This window comes from Bacillus sp. FSL R5-0585, from assembly GCF_038004545.1.
Lineage (GTDB): Bacteria > Bacillota > Bacilli > Bacillales > Bacillaceae_G > Bacillus_A > Bacillus_A cereus.
In genome coordinates this window covers 149,715-175,306 of record NZ_JBBORJ010000002.1, presented here as the reverse complement: position 1 = coordinate 175,306, position 25,592 = coordinate 149,715, and the positions used below count along the sequence as shown (strand labels likewise).

The window sequence follows — 25,592 nt, the reverse complement described above, 5'->3', positions numbered from 1 at the left end:
TATATTCAAATACAAAACTTGATTGCTCTATTAATTTTATCTGTAAAATTAATAATTTGTAATTCATTCTTTTTTGAAAATAGTTCGAATTCCTATTATTCCTTTAAGAAGACAAACCCTTTTAGTATTTTCTGAATGGCTATACAATTTCACGTTTCTACATTGAAATCTTATCATTTTCAGGAGGGAAACGCAGAATACCTCTAATAAAACATATTTTTAAATACCTTACTAGCGTCATATTAATATTTTCCCTCGTTGAAAATGTAGCTCCATTATATATATGGGTTATCCCATACAGTCAAGTTTGGGATAACGTATCATTGAATGGAAAAAAAGCAAAACCCGCTGGAATTCCATTACATACTATCAAATATATATAATGTAGGAATTGCTTTTTAGCAATACATCTAAAGTTTCTTTATCAATCTATAGTTTCTTCTATAATTTTGAAAGCATTTTAATTTGATTTTTTATAAGTACATACTTTTTCCACCCATGGAAAATAAATTGTTAATTTGTCTTTATCTTGTACCATTTTTTGTTTTTGAGTAAAATTGTTTCCATAATCAATATTTATCCATTTATTATCAAGCCAAGTGTATGTTCCTGAATTTTTATATTCATTTGCTATTTTTTGAGTATGCATCTCTATTAACCATATAGTTTTCTTTTTTTTAGTTTTTGGATTAACTTCGATTTTTTTATCAAACTGATAAGAAACTGGACAAGTAGTGTCATTATCCGCTAATCTCCAATTCCCATTCAACTCTTTACCACTACATCCAATTAGCAATAAACTGAAGCTAATTGGAACAATTAACTTTTTTATTTTTCTCATTATACATTTACCTTTCATTATCACTTTTTTTATCTAATGCTTAGCTAAGTACAATTCCTTCTTTAACAGAAAGGTGTTATATGAATTCCAACATATATATAGGATAGAGAAAATTAATTAAATAAAATGTAGGGCAAATATAAAATTTTTATTAAACTTTTAAACTCTCTGCTTTTTGCAATCTTATTTTAAATATTGCTCTTAGTTCATTAATTCCAGCAAGCCTTGTTCACTTATGCTATCCAAAGATGCCTTTAGTAAAATTTTATTCATGATATCTTTATTATGTAAAATAAATGTACTTACAAATATCTTTTCATAGGAAATTAATTAATTTATTTATATAAATTAATGAAATAAATTATTTAGAAATCGACATTCGTTTAAAAAGGTATACATTTACATATTTTTTTACCTTCACCTTAGTAAATAGATAAATCATGAAACTAAAATTTATTATTATGCAAAATTGCATTTTAATTGTAATTGATAATTATTCTTATTGTAACTATAATAGTTACATGTTAGGTGTTATATGAAGGTTATTTACGGATTAAACCTAACTGTGCATTTAAATACAACTGGAATGGAGATGTTATAAGATATGAAAAAAATTATTTTAGCTGGTGCATTAGGAATTGCAGCTCTTTCAGGAACAAATTTACCAGGATTAGAGGTAACAAAAGCAAGTGCAGCTGTTGAATCAAATGTTTCATCAATAGAAGGACGTGTAGTGGAAGTTTCAGGGAATACTATCTATATTGAAGTGAAAGGATCCAATACGAATATTGATAATACTAATCGTTTTAGTATTACTACAACTAACTTTAATCCTAATATAAAAGTTGGTGATGATATAAAAGCTACTGGTGCGATGATGCGTAATTTTGAGAGTTATATGATTGCACAGTCTATTGAAAAAGTTCAAGGGACTGATACATTGCATCAGGGGGATTATTTAGAACATGTCTTCGCATACGAATATGAAATAGGATCTATTACAAAAGTAGGTAAATTTCAATCATTAGATTATGTTATAGTTCAATATACTGGAAAAGATGGGGTTCAAAAAAAAAATGTTACGGTTTATTTGACAAAAGGTCAAAAATTTAATGCAGATGAAAAAGTGAAAGTGCATATGGCGAACGCTGAAAGAAGTAATGAGTGGTCGGTAATAGACGAAATTGAAAAGGTTAATGATTCTCAGGTACAAAGTAACCCTGTTTTGAATAGTGAAGTAAATGGCCATGTAACAGGCGAAATTATAGAAATTGGAAATAAATTTAATGAATTTAATTATGTAATAGTTCCTTATATTAATCAATATGGCCAAAAAGAAATTATCGAAGTTCGTTTAACTCAAGGACAACAATTTAGACTAGGTGAAAAAGTGAAAATTAATATGGAATTGGCTTTGGGACGGGGTAATATCGATGCAGATGTAACCGTTATAGATAATATTCAAAAAGTAGATGAAACCAACACTCAAGCTTATCAAAATGATCAGTGGGTTTGGTCTTAATTATAATTAGAAATTCAATTTTTCTCTTTAATGTATATACCAATTCAAAAAACCTTACAAAAATCTTGCAAGGTTTTTTGTTTATTTAACGGATTATCTTTTGTTTTATTAAAAATCGAAGCTCCAAATAATGCAGTAAATACGATTCTGTATTTAATATTAATAAAACATATCATAAATAAAATAGGTATTAAAATTGATATGCTTATATTTATACTACTTTTTTTCATCATAATATCCCTTTCTAAAATAGCATATGAAGAGAGCACAAATCGAAGGTTCCTTATAAGGTTACGGCCAGCATTTCGGAAAAATCCAACAAGTGAAATAAGTAATAAAAAGTCAATAATATAAACATTTAAATGAAGACGAAAAACTTCAGCAATAACAATTTTTTTAAATATAAATCATAAATATATGCTCTTCTTACATATATAATACAGAGCTTGTCTTATTAAATATTAAGTTATGTAAGAAGGGAGAATCCCCCTTGAAAAAAGTACTATTATTTGGAGACCCAGGTATAGATGATTCTTTAGCAATTATATACGGTTTATTGCATCCTGAAATTGAGATTGTTGGAATTGTTACAAGTTATGGAAATGTTACAAAAGAACAAACGACTCGAAATGCTGTTTACTTATTACAATTAGCTGGAAGAACAGATATCCCTGTTATAAGTGGTGCCTCTTTACCATTTCTCAATGGTTTCACTGCATATTATCCAGAAATACATGGTGCAGAAGGACTTGGGCCTATCCAACCACCAGAAAGTGTCGCATCAATTCCTATTCATAATTTTAGTCTAATTCTGTCAATTGTTGAAAAATATAAGGAAGAATTAACAATTGTTGATGTAGGTAGATCCACTTCTCTTTCAATCGCTTTAAACCTTTGGAAAGAAACAATGCAAAGTATAAAAGAAATATATATAATGTCCGGAGTATTTCTTCAACCAGGAAATGTCTCACCTGTAGCTGAAGCAAATGCATATGGTGATCCAGTTTCAACCCGGTTTGTAATTAATCAATCTAAAAATATAACAATAATTCCTTTAAACGTAACAAATTCAGCTATTTTACTTCCAAATGAAGCAGAATATATTGCAGAACACACTACTACCCCATTTAAATCTTTAATTAAACCCCAATATTAAAGGTGCTCCTTTACATGATGTTGTTGCGATGAGTGCAATTGTCAATCCAGATTTTCTTCAATACATGTATCGAAAAGTAGAAATTGATTTAGAATCTTTAAGGGGACAGACTGTCGCAGATTTTCGACCAGGTGCAAAAGCTGAAGGAGCTAGAATTGGATTGAAATTAAATCAAAAACAGTTTATTAAGAATTTCATGGAAATTATGATAGATAGAGGAATAAATTAGAAAGTGAATTTACCCATACGTATGTAAACCAATATGACATAATAAATTTTCTTTAAATAACATACAATATACCTAAAAGGAGTATGTATGCATTTTTTTGTAGGATTTTTAAGATACTTAGTACTTACAATTGGGTGGTTTTTTTATTAATGATTTGGTATGCAATGTTTTTGTAAAAACTCTACAATTTCATTCATACTATTCAAGAATCCTAAGAGACACAAAATGTGTCTCTTTTTTTTGCACAACTAATTGGTCACTATTGCAAAAAGAAAATGACATAGTTGAACTTAAAATGAAGTATATATCATTTGGTCTAAAAATTATTTAGTAATGTAAAGGGTTGAGATTAAATGAGTATACATGAAGTTTTGATATCTAGAGGTAATACAGCTGCAGTAATGAAATCAGGGAATGATTCAACGGCTTTCATTGGAGGGAATCCATTTAAAACAATTAATGGCGCCATAACAGCAATTAATGCAATAGGTGCCACTGGAATAACGATTTTTGTGTTTCCTGGAATTTATGATGAGACAGTAGTCATTCCAAATGGAAATTCATTAAGAGGGATTAGCTTATTAACTGTAACGATTCGTCAACAGAATGTAACCTCGAATACAACTGTGTTAACAATGGGTGAAAATACATGGGTTGAAGATATTACTATACTATTAACTTCGGTTAATCATGTCAATTTAACAGGGGTTGCTTTTCAGGGTACCACATCATTAACAGCTAGATTACGAAACGCAGTTGTAACAGTAGATAATTCAACTGCATCAACAAGCGAAACTTCTAATGTTTATGGTATTCATTCTTTTGGAACAAGAACTCCTGATGAAAGTATAAGTACAGTAAGGGCTTCCACAATAACGACCAGATCAATTGGTCTTGGAAATAAAAGAACATTATTAGTTAACACGCATCCACATAACTTTCATTTTCGTGATATTAATTTAATTACTACTAGTTCAGGTGGATCTGGATCATATATTGGTGTAGAAGTTAATCGGGCTGGAGCACAATTAAGTTTACGTTTAGCATCTTTTCAAGGTCCTACTGCGGATATATTTCAAACCGCTGGAACTATAGTTTTAAGTTCAACAAATCTTCAAAACTCAAATGCTAACAATTTTGGTTTCTCTACAATTTCACAACCTACATTCCTTGTTTGGGCAGATCCCGGTAGTTTACCAAATAGTGCAACTCGTTTTTATCGACCTGGGACGGCTGCCGTTTCAACTACAGAAGTTTTTCTACGTTTAGGCCAAAAAGCAGTTATAAAACCTTTAGCAATTCAGGCCTTAACTGGACCTAGAGGTACAAACACGGTCACTTTGACAATTCGAAAAAATGGTGTAGATACACCTCTTACTGTTTCGCTAACTGGTACTCAAACTTCCAATGTAAATAATGATATTTTGGTGACATTTCTAGCAGGTGATCGTATTTCACTAAAAGTAACGACAGGAGTTGCAAGTGCTACAACAGATACTGTAGCTTAAGTTGAAATTTTTTAATATACATAGACCCTTAGCGTACAAGGAAATGGATAAAATGGGCCTATACGTATAAAATTGATATTGTGATACCTAATACAACACAATATAGGGGTCCTGCCACATCGCTATCAAGGGTGTTTTTGCCCATGGGATAAGACTAAATATACTAATTAGATACTGAATAGATTGGGATTCAGCCGAGATAGGGGTGCCGCCACATGCCCATCAAGTTAAGATTTTAAAGTACCCCCATAACGAAATTTTTATCTCTCTACAGTTGTTTATGTGAATTAAGCTCGTGTTTTGCGTTTTGGGGGATAATTAGTTTTTTAACTTGATGGCGATGTGTCTGTACCCCTAATTTAAGATGATGTCGTACTTCCTCTTCAATCAGATTCGACTATACTTATTCTAACTTTCTACCTGTTAATAAACTTTACAACTGAACCCTAATTTGCAAGCTGGCGGAACAAATCGAAATATCATGCTTTCCCATCAAATAACAAACAGCAACAGTACTTTAAATTTAATTCTTAGGATATCGCTCTTTTACAAGTTCTTCGATGTTAATAGCTTTTTTAATTTCTTCTGATGATAACCAAGGTGTATATCTTGTTCCATTCTTAGTTTGTAAATATATCTGAAATCTTTTATTATATAGTTCTTCTTTAAGGATTGTGGTTACCTTGATTAAATCTTTAATTACAAGGGGATTATTTTCAAATTCATTACTACCGGTATTAATAATTAAATTCACCTTATATCCTCGGATATCCATATATTCCAAATTCGCATAAGTAATACCTTGTAATTCAAAACGATTGTTTTGAATTGCAATTAATCTCTCTTCTATTTTTGTATGATTTTTAATCCAATTTTCCAAATAAATGTCTATGGTATTGTTCATCGTTTTTTTCATTGTTAATAACAGCTCTTCTTTTGTTATTATTTTTTGCACATTTTTAAAAGGTCCACCTAAAGATTTTCCATTATAATCCTTAATTTCAAGTTCTGTTATCTTTTTATTATTTTTCTGGATGAGTTGAAATAGAGTATATAAACGATCTAATTCTACTGATTCAAATTGGCTAAAATCAATCTCGTTACTCATCTGCAAAGTTAATAATAATTCATTAGTTGGTTTTCCTTCATCTGATCTTCTATCCTCTGACAAATATTGAAGAGTGTTATCAGTTTTAGTTTCCACGTACCCTAACTTTTTTATTTCTTCTAGAGTTGGTTGGAATTTCTGATATGCCTCATATGTTTTTTTTCCATATTTGTATTCATCACTTTTTATGGATGAATAGAAGAGACCATCTACCTCTACTCGAAATTGAATATTTTTATTATTCTTTACTTGCACAGTATGGTATGCATGTCCCATATTATTTTCATTTAAAGGGCTCATATGTGTTACAACAACATCGATTCCGTGTTTTTCTTTTATATATTTTTGTACCTCATCTTCATTAACTTGATTACAACCACTTAAAAATATGAAACATACTACTAGCAATATTACATTTTTCATGCTTTTCATATAAGCACTCCCTACGTAAGATTAATTCTTGAATATGCAGCACACTGCAAAGCACTCTTTCCTTAGTCGTATACTTCAACTTTTATATAGTGTGAATCTTAAATCATTTAAGTTCTTGACGTTCCCATCTATACTGCTTGGAACATTACTGTCTTAAAATATATAACTTATTTATTTCAAGGTCTTTCTCAGTTCTAAAAGCATATGGTTCATTGGGCAAATATCTAAATTGTACATTCATACCATGAGACCTATTTTACTATAAAATAACGAAAAAATACGCTATTCTTTCTGTAGAATCATAGGAAAGGATGGCGTTTTTTATGTCTGTTTCTGTGTCTAACGAATTACAACTATTTGCTCAAGAGATTCAAAGCTTTTTATCTCCAAATATCTTGCGAGATCTTGCTAGAGATGTTGGTTTTGTACAACGAACCAGTAAATACCAAGAAAAAGATTTAGTCGCTTTATGTGTATGGATGAGCCAAAATGTCGCTACGACTTCTTTAACTCAGTTATCTAGCTGCTTGGAAGCATCAACAGAAGTGCTCATCAGTCCTGAGGGGCTGAATCAACGATTTAATCAAGCGGCTGTCCAATTTTTACAACACCTATTAGCTGAACTACTAACCCAAAAACTGGCCTCATCTATTCCGATTTCTTCTCCATACAATTCTGTTTTCAAGCGTATTCGTATTTTAGATTCAACCGCATTTCAACTCCCAGATCCCTTTACATTCGTTTATCCAGGTGCAGGAGGATGCAGCCATACAGCTGGGATAAAAATTCAACTTGAGTATGATTTGTTAAGTGGACAGTTTCTACATATTCATACTGGTCCAGGTAAACAACATGATCGAACCTACGGTTCTCTGTGTGTCCCAAATGTGTCAGCGAATGATTTATGTATCCGAAATTTAGGTTATTTTCATTTGAAAGATCTTCAACATATACAAGATAAAAAGGCTTATTATATCTCACGTATCAAATCGAATACACATATTTATCAAAAGAACCCTAACCCTGATTATTTTCAAGATGGCAGAATCAAGAAAAGTACAGAGTATATCCAGATAGATATGGAGGTTTTAATGAACTCTCTTCAACCAGGACAAACATGTGAAATATCCAACGCTTATGTAGGAATGACTGATAAAGTCCCAACTCGTGTGATTGTTCATCGACTAACAAAAGAACAACAACAAAAACGATTACAAGATCAAGCTGTAAGAGAAAAAAAGAAAGGAATGAAGTATTCTCCTCGTAGTAAACGACTCAGTGGTATCAATGTATATATGACAAACACCCCTACAGATATTGTCCCGATGGGACAGGTACATGACTGGTATTCTTTGCGTTGGCAAATCGAAATTTTATTTAAAACGTGGAAGTCATTCTTTCAAATTCATCATTGTAAAAAGATAAAATCAGAACGATTGGAGTGCCATTTGTATGGTCAATTGATTGCCATTCTACTCTGTTCTTCTATCATGTTTCAAATGCGCCAATTGCTCCTCATGAAGAAAAAACGAGAGCTTAGTGAGTATAAAGCCATATATATGATTAAAGACTATTTTCTTCTTCTATTCCAAACTATACAAAAAAACACCCAAGAGCTATCAAGGGTGTTACTTCGCCTGTTCAACCTCCTACAGCAAAACGGGCGGAAATCTCATCGATATGAGAAAAAAACGGTCTTTGATATATTAGGTGTCGTTTACAATTGTACCCTGTCCGATAATCAAGCCGCTTAATTCAAAAAAGTGAAACCCGTTAGGGTTTATTTCGTATGCAAATCTTTCAATCACCTACACTTGCCCTTTAGAAAAAAGAAACAATCTCGTCTAAAATTGATTTTGCATAAGCTTAGCTTGATAGCGATGTGGTGCTACCCCAAACTAAAATAAAAAATAGAGTCTCAGGAACGGGATCCTGAGACTCTATTTTTTATTTTAAACAGGAAAGCATAATTTTCTCTAATTCTTCTTTACTTAAATTATCTGCAAGAATTGTGACTTGATAAGTATTATTCTTTCCTTTTGCAGGAACAATCATCTTCATTACTTTAAATTTATCCTTTGTATTTTCAGATAAACTTATTTTTGTCCCGACTAATTCATAATTAGTTATCTTTTCACTAGTCCCTACTATCCCCTTCAGCGAATCTTCTCCTTGATCTCTAACTGCAGATTGATACACCATATATACGGAATCTTCATTTCGATATTCATAAACAATAGTGGGATCCATTTTTTTAATAGCCAACGGTGTTTGGACATCTTCTCCACTTAGTTTATACCCTTTTACTACATACGTTGGTGTCTTAATTTGAAAATCAAGATATTCCTGTGCTTCTTTTTGAGTCAAATTAAAGTGTGAATAAATTTTCTGTCTAAATGGTCCTATTTCTTCATCATTTTTCTCATATTTCTTTTGCTCTTCTGGGTCTAACTTGTCAGGACTTCCTACTAATTTTACTTTTTTACCCAAAGTATATGCCTCTGTTTCTAAATCAATAAATCGCTTAAATTCTTCTTTCGTAAACAGATTTTGCGCCACTCCAACTTCTGTAAGTAAAGTATTATATTCTCCTTCTGAAACAAAAAATTCTGCCTCTGCCTGTTCTTTTGTACCAATCATTTTTTCTACAATTTGTTGTATAGAAATATCAGGTTGTGTTTTTAATTCTTTCATATTATCTTTTACTTCTATTTGTTGTTTCTCAGGATTAGTTGGCATCTCAGCACGGGCATTTAATAAGGAAACAGATGATACAACAATAACTGCTATAACTCCTAGTGCAGACCAACGATACGATTTTTTTTGGAATTTTTTAATCATTAAAATTCTCCTTTTTAACATCTTTTTGTTTTTACTGAAATTTGCCACACTCGGTACTTGATAATAACTTGAGTAATGTTCCAAAAGACTAATAATAGTATGTCCATACGCAAGTTGTTCCTCTGAATCTATATATGTAAGGGCTAATGCATCGCATGCTAGTTCTTGATCTTCCCGCATACATGAGTAGGCATACCAAAGAATAGGATTAAACCAATTTAAAATGAGTAAGCCATGCATTATCCAGTTCACACCAACATCTCTTCGCTTGATGTGAGCTAATTCATGATGAAAAATATACCGTAATTGTTGTTCCTCTAATATTCCCATATGTACTGTTGACAACAGCAACTTAGGCCGAATAAATCCGAACACTGTTGGACTAGAAACCTTTCCAGATACAAGTAGAGCGATTTCTTGTCGAACAGACATAGATTGCTTACACTCTTCAAAAATCTGGACAATCTTTTCATCTGTAATAACAGGTTGTTTTTTTATGTAAAGTAATAAACGCCTGTTCATAATAAATGTAGCAAAGCTTAGAAAAATAACGCCAGTAAGCCAGATGTATATACAAATTGTATAGAATGAAACCGTCCCATCATCCTGCTTTTCATTATTGTGTGTTTGTGTCTTATTTGCCTGATTAGTTTGTGTTGAACTTGAGGTATAAGTATCTTCTTTTGTAAGAACCTTTGTATCGTCTATACCTTTCAATTCTTGCATACGTTCTTTTGAAGGAAAAATAGCTACAGGGGTTCGGCTAGAAATGAATGCATCATTATTCTTGTAAGTAAGAACAGAATAGATACTATAGGAACTATCTGGCGACCAAGGTAATACAAGTCTTATTATTAATATAATCCATAGCATGTATTGCCAACGTGGAGTTAATTTATTTCTAAATAAAACCTTGATACATAAGATTAGGACCACTAATATACTGGCCATAATAGAGGTCTCTATCAACCAATCAAAAAAATGAGGCAGATAGACATTTATAAACATTTCTATCATTATGATCTATCCTTCCTCTGATTTTCCTCAGTTTTTTCATCCAGGATACGTTTAAGCTCGTTAATGTCTTCTGAAGACAAATTTTCTTCTTTCAAGAAATTTACCAGTAATGGTTTAAATGCTGCACCATAGAAACGTTTAAGCAAAGATTTTGTTTCTACTTGTAAATAACTATCTTGCGAAACCAAAGGATAATAAGCGTACATTCGCCCTTTATCTTGATGGTAAGCAACTGCTTCCTTGTGAACTAATCGATTAATTAGTGTTCGAATCGTTTTGGGTTTCCAATCCATATTCTTCTCCAACTCTTCAATCACTTCATTTGCTGTTTGTGGAGATTTTGACCACAGTACTTTCATTACTTCTAACTCCGCTTCTGAAATTTTAAGTAATTCTTTCATTGTTTTAAATTACACCTCCCTTGGATTACACTTGTAATCCGCAACTGAATATTACACTTGTAATCTTACGTTGTCAATCTTATTTTATATTTAGGAATTCCTTTCCTATTCCCAGCAACATAAGAACAAAAAATTAAGATAAGTATAAACTTTCAGGTCCTCCTAATGAGACAAGAAAGTAGATGCTTCATAAATGTTTTTTGTTACTAATATAGATTTGAATTTACACTTCACATTTATTTAGTATTTGCTATTTTTACAAAGTAACCACTTTGGTGTCTTCATATTAAGAAGTCCCCACTTTCATGTCACAATATACGGAAAAGAAAGTGGGGACTAAATGAACTAGATTTATTGGTAATTAAACATAGTACGCTAAAAAATTAGTTCCTACTTTCAGGTCTTTCTACAATTGTTGTACAAAAACCTGAAAGTAGGAACTTCAATTTCTAACGAAAAAAAAACACAGTAAAAAGAGCGTGTTTTCATCTATTTATCTAAACACGTTCTTACGAATATATAAACCATATATAAATTGCCAATTCCATTCTGAGTTTCTTTGAACTAATACATATTTTTTATATTCAGTTATCATGCCAGAAGTTTATTGGAAAATGATTATTCTGGTTATAAACTTCAAGTTCATAACCTTTTTCTTTTAACCCTTTTATAATCTGTGGAGCTGCTACCATCCTGCACTTGCATTCATACCAGATCCCATAAAAGTAATAAATAACGGCCATAATAACGGCCATAACGTAAGAAGTATATTTACAAGTATAAGTATACTATATACCCCAGGGAAATTATGATTTTTACAGTTTACCAATACTAAAATCACTAATAATATTATGGGTATTAAATATAAAAATAGCATTATAAACCAATACCATGTCATTAAAGTAAGGCTCAATGGTCCTAATATCATGTGTACAACTCCGAATGATATTCCTAATGCTCCAAAACTAAAGGTTGTAATTATTGTTTTTAGAAGGACTTTAGCCAATTTTGAGTCGTACGATTTTCTACTATATAGACCTATCACGATATACAACGATAGATATACCATTAATACACCTATCCAAATCAATAGCCAGTCTGCATCTAACATAAAGATGTCAAACAGCGCCCAACACATCCCTACTATTGAAAAAACAAGGGAAATAATTATATATTTTAAAACTGGTTTCATACTCATTTCACGTCCTTTAAAAACCTAAGAATACATTATTAGCTTGTATTCTTCTTTTTCTACCGCTTTACTATAGTCTGTTTTATATTCAATAACAGTAATCTCTTTACTTCTAAGTAGATTCTTTTTCCACGTTTTCGCATCAGTTGACATATGGGCAGTTATATTGAATCCTAACTTTATACTCATAATTCCAATACTTAACCCCAAATTTCTAGTCAAACCTACTGCAATTGAATAATTTGAGAAGAATGCTCTAAACCTGTCACTATCTAATACGGAATAATCATTTTGTTTAGTTAATAAATGATGTTTCAAAGCTAAATCTTTGGCTTGTTTTAATACCTCATATACTCCGCCTCTTGCTTTAATAGATTATGAAATTGGAAGATGACTATCACATTTTAATAATAATTTCCCTGGTATTGCTTCTTTATATTCTCTTTGCAAATATTGTTTCATGGAATTAATATTTACTAGTGACGATTTAATAATGCCACTGGCCTCTTGTGTTTTAAGAAAAACTTTTGCATTATTATGGAACAAATCGTTTTAATCTATCTTCTGCATCTATAACATCAACTTTAGTTAAAGTGCTATTTTGAATAAAATATTCAAAATTCTTTTTATTTAAATTAAGCAAAATAACTTCCTCGGTTTCAATTAATTTTTGAATCAATGGAAACCTCTTTTTCAACTTCTCTTTTGTTTCTATTGAACTTTCACTTATTTATAACCCCCCTTCAAAATATAATTAACCTATTTCAATTGTTTTCGTCTTATTTAATATTCTTACAACGACATAAACGTTTGAAAATTAATCATAATTTATTATAATTAAGTATATATTAACAATTTGTTAAGTATAAGTAAATAAAATAAATTTTAATTTAATAAATTTCACTAATTTAAAGGGGATTGTGTATATGAACAATATTAATGTTGGTCAAAAAATTATGGCATTTAGAAAAGGTGCTGGATTAACTAGTAAACGGTTAGCTGAATTAGCTGATATAACACCTTCCATGTTAAGTCAGATTGAGAAAGGAATCACGAATCCATCCTTACAAACACTAAAACTAATTTCTGCAGCATTAAATATTGCTTTATTTAATTTTTTCTTAGAAGATACCAATACAGAAGAATTAGTTGTAAGAGCTAATCAAAGAAAAAAAATAACTTTCCCTGAAAGCGGCAATGTTTCGTATGAGTTATTATCACCTAATTTAGATGGATCACTGGAATTAGCTTTAATGAATCTGTTACCTCAAACCGCTTCTTCTATGGAGCCTATGGCACATAAAGGTGAAGAAATAGCATTTGTTATGGAAGGACAAGTAAAACTATATCTAAATGATGAGGTTTTACTTCTTAATCCAGGTGATAGTGTTAAAATCCCACCATACGCAAAACATAAATGGGAAAATATTTCTTTACACAAAGTCACTGTTATATTTGGAGTAACCCCACCATCTTTTTAATTTCAAGTACTAGCGCAAAAAAGTTAGAGAAAATAATTCTCTAACTTTTTTGGTATACATAGCTATATTAAAAAAAGTAAAAAACTTGTCTCATAATTATATGTCATTTCAATCTAAACGATTATGATTAGTGAAAGAGACCTTTCTAATTACATACTTAATTTACTTTTTAATGTCCAGTATTTTTCTCCAGTAGTGTCAAAAGAGAATTCCACCCATCCATTTGGATTTTCACGATAAATAAAGATGTTTGTTCCACGAGTTACTGTACCAACTTTATTCTCCTCGACTGCTATATCTGATTTACTTTTAATTATTAAGTTAAATGGATACGGCACTTAGTAATAAGCAGCTGTTGATACAACATTTGCTGTTGTCCCATCTTCATACATGTAATATGGATATTATATTATAAGCTAAGTAGTTTAAGGTTTCTTGTCCCTAGTTCAAAAAGGTTAGACTTTCATGTCTCTTTTCTGGGACATGAAAGTACCTACAAAATTCATAAAAGTAGCTACTTCACCCTGTTTGTTAATGCGATTTTAGTTTAGACAAGAAAGTCTAAACTTTCATTTTGGGAACTTGTTTGGGACAAGAAAGTCTAAACTAAAATTTTCTAGATTTATATAATATTCATTTAATCTAAGGTTAAACCAAATAAATAGATTAGGAAGGAAATAATTTATTCATTAAAAACCCTCTAAAATTCCTTTTTGCAATCTCAAAAAAGCATGCCATATAACTGTCATACTTTCCTCATATCCGCTAAATTATAAAAACGGGCAGTTCATTTAAGTGTTTTAATATTTAAATAAACTGCCCGTTTTTATTTAGACAAATTACCAATTAATTAACAACCAAATAAGATGTGTTGACTGAAGAATCATTACTTATGAAGGAGGTATTAGTATGAGAGCACCTATTTACTCTCAAACGCCAACACCTTGGCATTCTGGCCATTGGGATTATCACACAGGTCACCTTGATTATCATTCTGGCCATTGGGATTGGTATCCAAGTCATTGTCACCCATGGGGATGCCATCCAGGTCAATGGAAATGGCATCCACCACATTTGGATTGGCACAAAGCATACTGGGATTGGCACCCAGGTTACTGGGGAAATCATCAATAATCTAATTTACTAATTTATACTATGCTTGTTTTTTAAAAAGGTTTGTATTTCAAAATAATATTTATTTTTTAGGAAAGAAGGTACAAAATATCATGTCAATTAACTATCCTTATAATAATTACTATTATCCATTAACAGAAAATGAGAGACCAATACCACCTCCAACACAGAATGGACAATGGTTCTATCTACCACAACACTACTTTAAACATGGCGATCATTGGGATATGCGACCTGGCCAGAACGTGTGGATAGATTTATCTACAACAAATGGTCATCAAGGTCCACCACCAACGGGATCAGGCCCTGTTCCTGGTGGTGTTTGGTTTTGGGCTCCAGCACATTACTTTGAACATGGAAATCATTGGGATTGGCGTCCCGGACAATATGTTTGGGTAATTAGATAAAACAAAGAAAAAGAAAAAGAAAAATGTCTTTTCTTTTTCTTTTTCTTTGTTTTTTTATCTGTGACCGTGACCATTATAATGACCATGCCCATTATGATGATGGTGATGGTGGTCATAATGTCCATGCCCATTATGATGATATGATTGATAATGCGGATAATAATGTTGATCATAATAATACGGGTGATGATGGTGATCATGATGGTGGTGGTCGTGATGATGATGATCATAGTGGTTATAGTAAGGATATCTATTTTCTTGATTCATTCTCAGTCCCCCTTTACATATAACTTAATAGCCAGTATATGTTGCTACTAAATTCAATGCTATAAAGTAAATAACCAATTTTTTTATTCGATTTTATAAATATAAATTTTCTCGATATAAATTAATTTTTAAATTCAATAATTTTATTTGTATTATTTTTTATAAAGCCCTTTTTTATAACCGAATGTAAAAATTCGGCATCCCTCCCCACTCCACAAATAAGTGCTGATCCCCTTTGATGTTGCCACGGCAATCCAATATAATATAATCCTTGGATTGGACTAACACCTCTGTTATGAATAGGAAGACCTTTTCCATCTAAAACCCCATTTATATCTATCCATTTGTAATCAGGCGTAAAACCTGTTGACCAAATAATATTTTGTACACTTATCTTACTGTTATCGTCGAAGGTGACTTCTCTTTCATGTACTTGTATCGCTCTTGGCTTGACTCCAACACTTTCATCACGAATTAATTTTTTAAATTCAAAACCAAAAATAGGATCACTTTGTTTTCGAAACCACAATCCACGTCTTGTATCAGTTCCTGCATATAAGAGCCCAATCTTTTCTAACCAATGAAAAATGCTTTTTCCTATGATTTTGAGTGGTAGAAATTTAAATGGGTGACTAATAGCAATCGTTACATCTCGACTCTCTGCAAGCTCAGTTGCAATTTGCGTACCAGAGTTTCCTCCCCCTATTACAAGGACAGGACCATCCGGAATTTTCTTTGGTGATTGATATTGAGAAGAATGGATTTGAAATACCTCTTGTGAGAGGTATTGAGAAATTGAAGGAATAAACGGTTTCTGAAAAGCACCAGATGCGATAATGACATGTTTAGAATGAAACACTCCTTTATTGGTAGATACTTCAAATGTACTTTCTATTTTTTCTACTTTATGTACAGTCGTTTCCAGCTGTACTGGTAACGAAAAATGAACAATATATGTTTCAAGATAATCTGCAATTTCATCTTTTGTAGGAAACGCATTTTTATCTCCTTCTAATTTCAACCCTGGCAGTGAACTATATGATTTAGGTGTAAATAGAACCAAAGAGTCATACCTGTTTCTCCACGAATCCCCAATTCTTTTTTCTCCCTCAAGGATTAAAAAATCGCAGCCTTCTTTTTTCAAGTAGTAGCCCATGCTTAACCCAGCTTGCGCAGCACCAATTACAATAACATCTAACACACATCCACCCCCATTACTTACTTTTCGGGTTTTTTCATATGAATAATTGTTCATATGTTCATATATTTTCATTCATTATAGCATTCCCTTTTTCCACGTCAAGGGATTTTCATCCAATTTATCCTTAGCTCTTCATAGATAAAAATTGAGCAAATGATATTTTTCAGACTTTTTTAATTTATTTTGACACACATATTAGTCAATGCTAATATGAATGAAGAATAAACATATTAGTAATTACTAATACGATTGGAGTGAATAAAATTGTGCAATATAAATGATTTAGATATAAAAGCCAAATTTATCCGTGGTTTTGCTGATAAAACAAGGCTTCAGATTCTTCAATGCATGATGGATGGGGAAAAAACGGTATCTGAAATTGTAGAAATTATTAACGGAAATCAATCAAACATATCCCAACATCTGAATTGTTTAAAAGGATGTGGCATTATTTTTGGCAGACAAGAAGGAAAGTATGTTTACTATTCTTTACGAAATGCCCAAATCGAACAGTTACTTACAATGTTTGACGTTGTATTTCATGAAGTTCAAAACGAGGTAGCATCATGTGATAAAAACGATGCATGTTTATCTCAAAAGGGAGAAAGTTGTCATGACAGATAAGAAAGAAAAACAAACGAGCTGCTGTCAAACTTCTTCTCACAGTGAATTTTCATCAACTCCTACTAAAGAAGGAGCTCAAAAGGGGAATTCATCATGTTGCTCTTCAAAAAAAGAAATTCCAATTGTTCTCGTGGCTTCTAAGGAGGCTTCATGTTGTAGTAGTGAAAAAGATACTGTGAATATAGAAAAAACAAAGGAAACAACATCATGTTGTTCCTCTAAAAAAGAGATCCCAATTGTTCCTGTTGCTAAGAAAGATGCCTGTTGCAGTAGTAACACTGATACTGTGAAAACAGAGAATAACTCTTCTGCATCCTGTTGTGGACCTAAACCAGAAAAGGTATCCTCATGTTGCTCTTCTGCATCCGCCATACAAATCGAAGAAGTAACATCAGAAACTTCATGTTGTAGTGATAGCTCATGCGAATCCCCATCAACCCGTGATAATCAGAAAGTAACAGGAGATGGTGTACAAACATATGTGGTCGATGGTATGGACTGCGGAGCTTGTGCCTTAACAATCGAAAAACATCTACAAAATGTATCTGGTGTTGAGGAAGTACGAGTGAATTTCGCTACAGGAAAAATGCAAATTCGTCATAATCGAAATGCAGATGACATTATTAAAGAAGTATCTAATGCAGGATTTGAAGCCTCCTTAGCAGGAACTCGTAGAGGATCTGCACCTGTTTCGAAATCAAAAAATACAACTTTGATTCTTTCAGGGTTATTTTTAGCTTTAGGATTTGGAGGAAGTTTTACAAACATATCGACTCTTCTTATTACACTTCTTTATGCGGCAAGCATTGGTATTGGTGGTTATAAACCTGCCAAAAGTGCCTTTTATGCAATCAGAAGTAAATCACTTGATATGAATGTTCTCATGATATCGGCTGCTATTGGTGCTGCATTAATTGGTCAATGGCTAGAAGGCGCAACCGTTGTTTGGTTATTTGCATTAGGCGCAACGCTACAAAACAAATCAATTGAACGTACACGAGAGTCCATTCGTGGATTAATTGATTTAGCGCCATCAGAAGCTTGGGTAAAAGTTGGAACTGAACTTATAAAAAAATCTGTAGATGATATTGCAGTGAATACAACGATTGTTGTAAAGCCTGGTGAAAAAATCCCACTGGACGGCACAGTTATAGGAGGAACTTCTACTGTAAACCAAGCACCGATAACTGGCGAATCTATCCCAATCGATAAACAAATTGGTGATTTTGTATATGCAGGAACAATTAATGAAGAAGGTTCGCTTGAGATTACAGTAACTAAACTCGTTGAAGACACTACGTTATCTCGAATTATTCATCTCGTAGAAGAAGCACAAGAAAAGAAAGCACCTACAGAGGCATTTGTGGATCGCTTCGCAAAAATCTATACACCTATTGTTTTTGTATTAGCAATTGGTGTCATGCTTATCCCTCCCCTTCTTGGTATGGGCGAATGGATGGAATGGATTTATAAAGGATTAGAACTTCTTGTTGTTGCGTGTCCTTGTGCTTTAGTTATCTCAACTCCTGTTGCTATTGTATCTGCAATTGGAAATGCAGCAAGAAACGGTGTACTCATTAAAGGTGGTACCGCTCTGGAAATCGCAGGTTCATTAAATGCTATTGCATTTGATAAAACAGGTACATTGACCGAAGGAAAGCCAAAAGTAATACATGTACGAAGCTTAGATTGTACTGAAGATGAGTTATTATCCATCGCAGCAACGATTGAAGAATACTCTAACCATCCAATTGCAAAAGCAATTACGGCTTATGCGAAAGAACATCAAACTTCTATTCACAGCGGAACTGACTTCCGCGCAATTGTAGGAAAAGGTGCTCAAGTAACGATAAATGACGAAACATACTACGCTGGAAATAAAGCATTATATGAAGAGTTTGGAGTTTCGCTTCAAATGTGGAACGAACCGATTCGGGAAATGCAAAGAATTGGTCAAACCGTGATACTTGTTGGAACAAACAAAGTTATTTTAGGAATGATTTCAGTAGCAGATTCCATTCGTTCTACTACTTATGGAACAATTCAAGAATTAAAACAAGCGGGTATTCGTGAAACCGTTATGTTAACAGGAGACAATGAAGGAACAGCTGAACACATTGCACAGAAAGCAAAAGTAGATCGCTATTTTGCTAACTTACTTCCAGAAGATAAGGTTCATTCTGTAAAACAGCTTCAATCTGAAGGGAAAACAGTAGCTATGATTGGGGATGGTATTAATGATGCTCCTGCCCTTGCTACCGCAAACCTTGGTATTGCCATGGGTGGTGCAGGAACTGATACAGCAATGGAAACGGCAGATATTGTATTGATGGCAGACAATCTTGAAAAACTTCCTTATACAATGAAACTAAGCCGAAAAGCATTGCACATCATTAAACAAAATATATGGTTCTCATTAATTATTAAATTCATTGCTCTTGCCTTTATCTTCCCAGGTTGGCTTACTCTTTGGATGGCTGTACTAAGTGATACAGGGGCTGCGCTGATTGTCATACTTAACAGTATGCGTTTATTACGAAACAAATAATAAGATACGGGGCTACCTAGTAGCTCCATATCTTAAATATATTTTGAAAGGGTATACATATGAAAAAAATGCGTGTAATTAGATTACTTATGCTTATTTCCATAATTACAATTTTAGGAGCATGTAGTGATAGTAAATTAAGAGATTCACTCGATTGGGATGTAGAAAAGTTTACATTTACAGATCAACATGGTAAAAAGTTTGGTTCATCTGAGTTAAAAGAAAAGGTTTGGGTAGCTGATTTTATCTTTACAAGTTGTCAAACTGTTTGCCCACCTATGACAGCCAATATGGCAAAACTTCAAAAAATGTTGAATGCAGAGGGAATTAAAGATGTAGAGTTTGTATCATTCAGTGTAGATCCTGAAGTAGACACACCTGAAAAAATAACAGAATTTATGAAGGTCTATGAAATGGATACAAAGAGAACTCATTTCCTAACAGGCTATACAAGGCCAGACATTGAAAAGTTTGCAAAAAAGAACTTCCAAACCCTTGTAACCAAACCAGAAAATAACTCACAAGTTATACATGGTACGAGCTTCTATCTCGTAGACAAAGATGGAAAAGTTGTAAAGAAATATTCAGGTCTTCAAAACACACCATATGAGGATATCATCCGTGATATTAAACGAATTCGATAACTAAAAAACTTCTTATTAGGTTCCTATTAAACTTTAAAAATTTGAGGTGTTTACATGAAGAAAAAACAAGGCTCTCACATAAAATTATTGTTAATTACCACATTAATCATTTTCGCTGCAGTTACAGCTTTCGTCGTTTTAAATAAAGAAGAAAAAGTGGCTACAAATAAAGTGATAAAAGATTTACCTCCTATCGGTAAGCAACCTACTTTAGGAAAAGAAGATGCACCAGTCTCTGTTATTGAGTTTGGTGACTTCAAGTGTCCAGCTTGTAAAGCCTGGGGCGAGCGTATCTTCCCACAGCTTCAAAAAGATTATATCGATACGGGGAAAGTTAAATTTTCATATGTGAATGTTTTATTCCATGGAACAGAATCTAAATTGTCTGCCTTAGCTGCTGAATCTGTTTATAAACAAGACCCACAAGCATATTGGAGCTTCCATAAAGAATTATTTAACGCACAGCCAGAAAATCATGATGCTCCATGGATTACTCCCGAAAAACTATTAGAAATTGCAAAAACACATACACCAAGTATTAATACTACTCAACTCGAAGAAGATTTGAAAAAACAAGCAGAACAAGAAGAAGTAAACAGAGATGAGAAACTCACACAAGATTACGGTGTAGAACAAACACCGAGCATTGTTGTAAATGGAATAATGTTATCTGATCCTTATGATTATGAACAAATCAAAAATTTAATTGAAAAAGCATTGAAGGAAAAGAAATAATGAATACAACAAAAAAGAATTTTGAATGGCGTAATTACACCTTATATATGGCATGGATTGTTTCAATGATTGCTACACTAGGCAGTCTATTTTTCAGTGAGATTCTTGGATTCATACCATGTGAATTGTGTTGGTTTCAACGAATTATGATGTATCCGCTCTGTATTATTTTAGGAATTGCCACGTTCTATGATGAAAAGATCATTAAAAAATATGTATTACCGATTTCTATTATAGGTGGAAGCATTTCACTTTATCATTATGCAATACAAAAAACCCCTGGTGTTTCAGAAATTAATCCATGCGTTCAAGGTGTCCCTTGTAATGTTGATTATATTAATTGGCTAGGTTTTATCACAATCCCATTTTTAGCTTTAATTGCTTTTTGTATGATTACTTTGTTTATGTTATTAACGAGATCAAAAAAGAATTAATAAAAAATATGTAAATCGAAGCATTACCTATAAAGGAATTTCTACAGAGAGGAGACAGTATGATGTCAAAGATCATACCTGTAGTTTTATTAGTAAGCCTGTTAATTGGCTGTAGTTCCGTTAATGATTCATCACCTACTAAGAATGAAAAAACACAAAATCAGTTACAAGAAACAAAAAACAAAGGTGAACATTTTAAAGGCGATACTCTAGAAACAACAGCTAATATAGAAACTCTCCCTTCTTTTTTATCATCAACTACAAATGGACAAGTCTCTCAAATTTATGGAATGGTAGGAAAAGACACTGAACTCTTAAAATGGATTCCTTGTTACTGTGGGTGTGACGAAAACTCCGATCATAAAAACAATAAAGATTGTTTTATCCGTGAAATTAAAGAGAACGGTGAAGTTACATGGGAATCACATGCGATGAGTCAAGCTGCTTGTGTAGATATCGCTTTCCAAGCCGTTTTAATGAAACAAAATGGAGCCTCTACTTTAGAAATTCGTGAATACATCGACAAACAATATAAGAAAGAAGGTATAAAGGCAACCCTAACACCGATGCCTAGCGCTTAATAAGTTTTTTAGGAAAAGTTATCCTATTTGGTTTTTAACATAACTAATTAAATGTTACTCTATTATACAAAATGAAATCTCCTAACATATTAGTCATGTATAATATGTTAGGAGATTGGTATTTTAAGTGTTTTTTTGATTTAGGTCTTGATAAATCTTACAGTGGTCGCTGTGATAATTGCGGCAACACTGCATTTAAAAGTTCCGTTAAAAATTTCATCTTCTTAAGAGAATGCCGACAATGTGGTATGAAGAAAATCATCTAGTCCTATCCAAGGGCTTTTTTATTATAAGGCAATATCCAAATAAAAAGATTTCCCTGATATATTGAAAGGTTTTATAATTTTCTATTTGTTTTCGTCTAGCATGGTATGTGGCACGTGTTCCACAATGAGTCTCATTTTTTACTGCTATAGAACCACATGTTTTCTTAAACGATTCCTCCAATTCGTTTCCCATATCGGGAATTTCTGATTTTGCAACATGTTTGCGGTATCCTTGCCCAAGTCAAGATAAATATGATAGAACCAGCAGCTTAAGTCTTAAATATAATATTTAAAAATGGATATGCTTAATTGCATATCCACTATCAAGATAGTATACACTTTCCTTGTACATACTTTCTTCCTACTTATATACTTACCTTCGCTTCTCCAATATCCTGTTTTTTAATTAAATTTAAGTAAAAATGTGAGACAGTTGTATTATAATAAGGAGAAATGAAAATAAATGATAGATTAAACGTAAACATTCCTATAAATGCAGCTAATAAAAACCAACCAATAAATGATAGCCAAAGAACAAACAATTTTAACTTTTGTCCTTTCATTATTCTTTTACTTTCTCTAAATGCTTCACTTGCTGTATAATTAGGATTCTCAACTAATATGTAATACGACATGGAATAAGAAAAATATTTAATAATACCTGGAATAATAAATAATAGGCTCCATAAAAAAATAAAAATAGCTTGCATTAAACCTAGCTTCATTGATTTAAACAAATTCTTCTTTTTAAATCCTGAAAATACATCGTCTACCTTAACTTCTTCTTGTTTCCCTAAGTGTAAAGTAAAAACAGAATATCCATAATTAAAGATACCTTGAATGACACTGTAAATTAGGAAACATCCCCCCCATAAACCAATATAACTTAGAATAAGTGCAGCAAGTGCTACCGGATCTACTTGTGGTTGCCCACCTAATGAATAAATAAATAATGCATCAGGACCAATTATCCCGATAAACAGTACAAATATTAAATACATAAAAAAGGCGATTGCTGATGCACTTAAGGTTGGTACAAAATAGAATAAAGCTGATACTCCTATACCTACCCCCCATTTCCCATCTAACGAATTCAATGCTGCTTTCTTTAAATTTCCAATCATACTTGTGTCCCCTTCTTTTTTCTTATTTTCCTTTACTTAAAAAATAAAAGAACTTGTAGCAAGGCCCCGCTACAAGTTCTTTTAGCCAAATACTTTAGCTCATCGAAAAATTTTTTATTCTACACAATCGGGGGTAATGCCTAAAATATGGTTTGTTAACATCATTATATAACATAATTATGAATTTTCGCTAAAGATTCTTTATATTTAGAAAAATAACCCTCCCCTTTTTCACTTATTTTTTTATGTAGTTTTACCTATTAAAGATACGTAAAAATCAACTGTACTAATTGAATCCAAAGTTTATTTAATAAATATGAAAAGACCACCTACAAAATTTCATAGGTGATCTTTTTTGTGATTTTGCACTTGTGCACTACTTTAAAAATATATCACAAATTCTTCTTTTTTTGTTAAAGACTTATTTCTACAAAACAATTCTGGGAGCATAAATTAATTCTTTCAGCATATGAATACTTCGAGTATTATATCATCACTTATTCTTAAATAAAGGTGCCATTTTATCGATCCGATTTGTCCAAATTCCACCTGTATAATCTTCAGGAATACGTTTTATATCTTCGGGTGAGTCAAATCCACTGGAAAATCCAAATCCATTTCCACCTACAATGATAACGCGAGTATCTGCTTTATCCATTCTATTAAGAAAACGATTTGGCCATCCCCAAAGCCAAGGAGCTACTTTGTCTGGAATATGTAACTCTCCATGCTTCAGACTTGATGGCATGTAACCAGTCCACCCTAACGCAATATAAGTAAGAAGATCCTTTTTCATAGTTGCTTTTGACATTGTTCGTAAACTAGGGATACGCTCCTCAATCGCAGCAATTGGTTTATCACCACCATATACAGTTAGTTGCTCAAGGCGTTTTACTGGTAGTTTCTTAAGATAAGCAGCCAATTGTATTCCTTCATTTTCATCATCACTTTTGATATGAATAAGAAAAGAACGATTTGGAAAATGGTTAAGTACTTCATCGAGTGTTGGCATAAGATTAATCCCTTTACCACGGAACGGGAATGTTTTCCCCCCATCAGCTGTATAACCGTATCCAATATCAAGTGCTTGTAATTCTTTTGTTGTAAAATCTCTTGTAACGCCTTTACCATTAGTACGGCAATCAAGCGTCCAGTCATGAAAAATAACAAAATTATTATCTTTAGTTGGTTGAACATCAAACTCTACTAGATCAGCTCCAGCTTTAAATGCAGCTTCCATAGATGGAATTGTATTTTCTAAATAAGAGTGTTCAGGTTTATTTATACGTTCTGCTGTACATGTATCACTCTCAATCTCTTCCATGCTAAATGTTTGGGAAAGTCCTCGGTGAGCAAGAAGTATAGGAGCCCCCTCGTCCCTTTTAGCAAAAAAAGAACTGTTATTTACATAAATAAATGCGAATAGGAAAAGAATTATCCAAGTCGTTTTACGTTTCATTAGCCTATTTATTTTATTCATTGTATTCTCCTCTTAACTACTCATTGAATTCATTTAAACAATTTTAGACTTTTTAAATACTGATAAATGTTACATCCTATCTTACTACATTGCAATGGATTTCATTGGAAATTACAGGTTAGTACTTGGGTATGTCTTATACATGTATTTAAAAAATTGTAGTGTTTTCTTCTCTTTTAATTAATGAAATTCAATTGATTTTTAATAAAACCATTTAATTTACGTATTTTTATTTGCTCTAACAAGGGTCTCACCATATACCCATCAAGCTAAGAAAAATAAATACCCCAAAATGATAATTTTAAAGACTTATTTGCGGAATACAGCTCGGATTTTCATTTTTGGGAGTATAGGTGGTTGGAATATGGCAGGATCCAATGACAATAAAGTTAATCAAATATCCCTATTTCAATCAACCA

General features: G+C 32.3%; 20 protein-coding genes and 5 pseudogenes. 14 read left to right on the top strand and 11 right to left on the bottom strand.

Features of this window, described 5'->3' with window-relative positions; translation table 11 throughout:
- Nucleotides 1–460: 460 nt before the first annotated feature.
- The gene (locus tag MKY38_RS27425; RefSeq protein WP_137072775.1) at nt 461–841 is read right to left on the bottom strand and encodes a hypothetical protein; all 381 of its coding nucleotides are present in this window, start codon (nt 839–841) and stop codon (nt 461–463) included.
- A gap of 604 nt (nt 842–1,445) precedes the next feature.
- Between MKY38_RS27425 and MKY38_RS29410 the strand changes: the two are divergent.
- The 3 genes and pseudogenes from MKY38_RS29410 to MKY38_RS27410 all read left to right on the top strand — a co-directional run.
- Nucleotides 1,446–1,763 (top strand): annotated as a pseudogene (locus MKY38_RS29410) (hypothetical protein); the annotation flags it as partial.
- A gap of 1,090 nt (nt 1,764–2,853) precedes the next feature.
- Nucleotides 2,854–3,748, top strand: a pseudogene (locus MKY38_RS27415) (nucleoside hydrolase).
- Between the two features lie 353 nt (nt 3,749–4,101).
- A complete protein-coding gene (locus tag MKY38_RS27410; protein ID WP_137072779.1) occupies nt 4,102–5,256 on the top strand; it encodes a hypothetical protein in 1,155 nt (384 codons plus the stop codon).
- A 523-nt stretch (nt 5,257–5,779) separates the two neighbouring features.
- Here MKY38_RS27410 and MKY38_RS27405 read toward each other — a convergent pair.
- Nucleotides 5,780–6,796 carry a hypothetical protein gene (locus tag MKY38_RS27405; protein WP_137072780.1) on the bottom strand — a complete coding sequence of 339 codons (1,017 nt, stop codon included), beginning with the start codon at nt 6,794–6,796 and terminating at the stop codon, nt 5,780–5,782.
- A gap of 323 nt (nt 6,797–7,119) precedes the next feature.
- Here MKY38_RS27405 and MKY38_RS27400 point away from each other — a divergent pair, with 323 nt between their 5' ends.
- Nucleotides 7,120–8,550 (top strand): IS4 family transposase, encoded by a 1,431-nt coding sequence (locus tag MKY38_RS27400; protein WP_137072157.1) that lies wholly within the window; start codon nt 7,120–7,122, stop codon nt 8,548–8,550.
- 193 nt (nt 8,551–8,743) lie between these two features.
- Here the strand turns inward: MKY38_RS27400 and MKY38_RS27395 are convergent, their stop codons facing one another.
- The 4 genes and pseudogenes from MKY38_RS27395 to MKY38_RS27375 form a co-directional block, all read right to left on the bottom strand.
- On the bottom strand, nt 8,744–10,654 hold the full coding sequence (locus tag MKY38_RS27395) for a M56 family metallopeptidase (protein WP_200462738.1): 1,911 nt from the start codon (nt 10,652–10,654) through the stop codon (nt 8,744–8,746).
- Nucleotides 10,654–11,055, bottom strand: coding sequence for a BlaI/MecI/CopY family transcriptional regulator (locus MKY38_RS27390; RefSeq protein WP_137072160.1), 402 nt, complete (start codon nt 11,053–11,055; stop codon nt 10,654–10,656). The genes MKY38_RS27395 and MKY38_RS27390 overlap by 1 nt, the downstream gene beginning before the upstream one ends.
- Nucleotides 11,056–11,740: 685 nt before the next feature.
- Nucleotides 11,741–12,247, bottom strand: coding sequence for a DUF3902 family protein (locus MKY38_RS27380; RefSeq protein ID WP_137072162.1), 507 nt, complete (start codon nt 12,245–12,247; stop codon nt 11,741–11,743).
- Nucleotides 12,248–12,301: 54 nt separating this feature from the next.
- A pseudogene (locus MKY38_RS27375) lies at nt 12,302–12,962 on the bottom strand (D-serine ammonia-lyase); the annotation flags it as partial.
- Between the two features lie 211 nt (nt 12,963–13,173).
- On the opposite strand from MKY38_RS27375, the gene MKY38_RS27370 reads away from it, so the two are divergent.
- A complete protein-coding gene (locus MKY38_RS27370) occupies nt 13,174–13,728 on the top strand; it encodes a helix-turn-helix domain-containing protein (RefSeq protein WP_137072166.1) in 555 nt (184 codons plus the stop codon).
- A gap of 149 nt (nt 13,729–13,877) precedes the next feature.
- On the opposite strand, the pseudogene MKY38_RS27365 reads toward MKY38_RS27370, so the two are convergent.
- A pseudogene (locus MKY38_RS27365) lies at nt 13,878–14,129 on the bottom strand (S-layer homology domain-containing protein); the annotation flags it as partial.
- 508 nt (nt 14,130–14,637) lie between these two features.
- Between MKY38_RS27365 and MKY38_RS27360 the strand changes: the two are divergent.
- Both MKY38_RS27360 and MKY38_RS27355 read left to right on the top strand, forming a co-directional pair.
- Nucleotides 14,638–14,862, top strand: a complete 225-nt coding sequence (locus MKY38_RS27360) for a hypothetical protein (RefSeq protein WP_200462643.1) — start codon at nt 14,638–14,640, stop codon at nt 14,860–14,862.
- Nucleotides 14,863–15,089: 227 nt separating this feature from the next.
- Nucleotides 15,090–15,269: a hypothetical protein gene (locus MKY38_RS27355; RefSeq protein WP_240515228.1), complete on the top strand. Its 180-nt coding sequence runs from the start codon at nt 15,090–15,092 to the stop codon at nt 15,267–15,269.
- 54 nt (nt 15,270–15,323) lie between these two features.
- Here the strand turns inward: MKY38_RS27355 and MKY38_RS27350 are convergent, their stop codons facing one another.
- Both MKY38_RS27350 and MKY38_RS27345 read right to left on the bottom strand, forming a co-directional pair.
- A complete protein-coding gene (locus tag MKY38_RS27350) occupies nt 15,324–15,536 on the bottom strand; it encodes a hypothetical protein (protein WP_137072172.1) in 213 nt (70 codons plus the stop codon).
- Between the two features lie 121 nt (nt 15,537–15,657).
- Nucleotides 15,658–16,737 (bottom strand): flavin-containing monooxygenase, encoded by a 1,080-nt coding sequence (locus tag MKY38_RS27345; RefSeq protein ID WP_137072173.1) that lies wholly within the window; start codon nt 16,735–16,737, stop codon nt 15,658–15,660.
- Between the two features lie 264 nt (nt 16,738–17,001).
- On the opposite strand from MKY38_RS27345, the gene MKY38_RS27340 reads away from it, so the two are divergent.
- The 7 genes and pseudogenes from MKY38_RS27340 to MKY38_RS27310 all read left to right on the top strand — a co-directional run.
- On the top strand, nt 17,002–17,361 hold the full coding sequence (locus tag MKY38_RS27340; protein WP_137072175.1) for an ArsR/SmtB family transcription factor: 360 nt from the start codon (nt 17,002–17,004) through the stop codon (nt 17,359–17,361).
- The gene (locus MKY38_RS27335; protein WP_341050659.1) at nt 17,351–19,909 is read left to right on the top strand and encodes a heavy metal translocating P-type ATPase; all 2,559 of its coding nucleotides are present in this window, start codon (nt 17,351–17,353) and stop codon (nt 19,907–19,909) included. The genes MKY38_RS27340 and MKY38_RS27335 overlap by 11 nt, the downstream gene beginning before the upstream one ends.
- Nucleotides 19,910–19,968: 59 nt before the next feature.
- Entirely contained in the window at nt 19,969–20,553 is a 585-nt protein-coding gene (locus MKY38_RS27330; protein WP_137072179.1) for an SCO family protein, read from the top strand.
- A 54-nt stretch (nt 20,554–20,607) separates the two neighbouring features.
- A complete protein-coding gene (locus MKY38_RS27325) occupies nt 20,608–21,288 on the top strand; it encodes a DsbA family protein (RefSeq protein WP_137072181.1) in 681 nt (226 codons plus the stop codon).
- The gene (locus MKY38_RS27320) at nt 21,285–21,722 is read left to right on the top strand and encodes a disulfide oxidoreductase (protein WP_137072183.1); all 438 of its coding nucleotides are present in this window, start codon (nt 21,285–21,287) and stop codon (nt 21,720–21,722) included. The genes MKY38_RS27325 and MKY38_RS27320 overlap by 4 nt, the downstream gene beginning before the upstream one ends.
- 62 nt (nt 21,723–21,784) lie before the next feature.
- Complete coding sequence (locus MKY38_RS27315; protein WP_098149774.1) at nt 21,785–22,303, top strand: PCYCGC motif-containing (lipo)protein; 519 nt, start codon at nt 21,785–21,787, stop codon at nt 22,301–22,303.
- Nucleotides 22,304–22,467: 164 nt separating this feature from the next.
- Nucleotides 22,468–22,569: pseudogene (locus tag MKY38_RS27310) on the top strand (hypothetical protein); the annotation flags it as partial.
- Nucleotides 22,570–22,934: 365 nt separating this feature from the next.
- On the opposite strand, the gene MKY38_RS27305 reads toward MKY38_RS27310, so the two are convergent.
- Together MKY38_RS27305 and MKY38_RS27300 are read right to left on the bottom strand one after the other, a co-directional pair.
- The gene (locus MKY38_RS27305) at nt 22,935–23,693 is read right to left on the bottom strand and encodes a DUF975 family protein (protein ID WP_137072185.1); all 759 of its coding nucleotides are present in this window, start codon (nt 23,691–23,693) and stop codon (nt 22,935–22,937) included.
- Nucleotides 23,694–24,186: 493 nt separating this feature from the next.
- The gene (locus MKY38_RS27300) at nt 24,187–25,173 is read right to left on the bottom strand and encodes a glycerophosphodiester phosphodiesterase family protein (RefSeq protein WP_137072187.1); all 987 of its coding nucleotides are present in this window, start codon (nt 25,171–25,173) and stop codon (nt 24,187–24,189) included.
- Between the last annotated feature and the right edge of the window lie 419 nt (nt 25,174–25,592).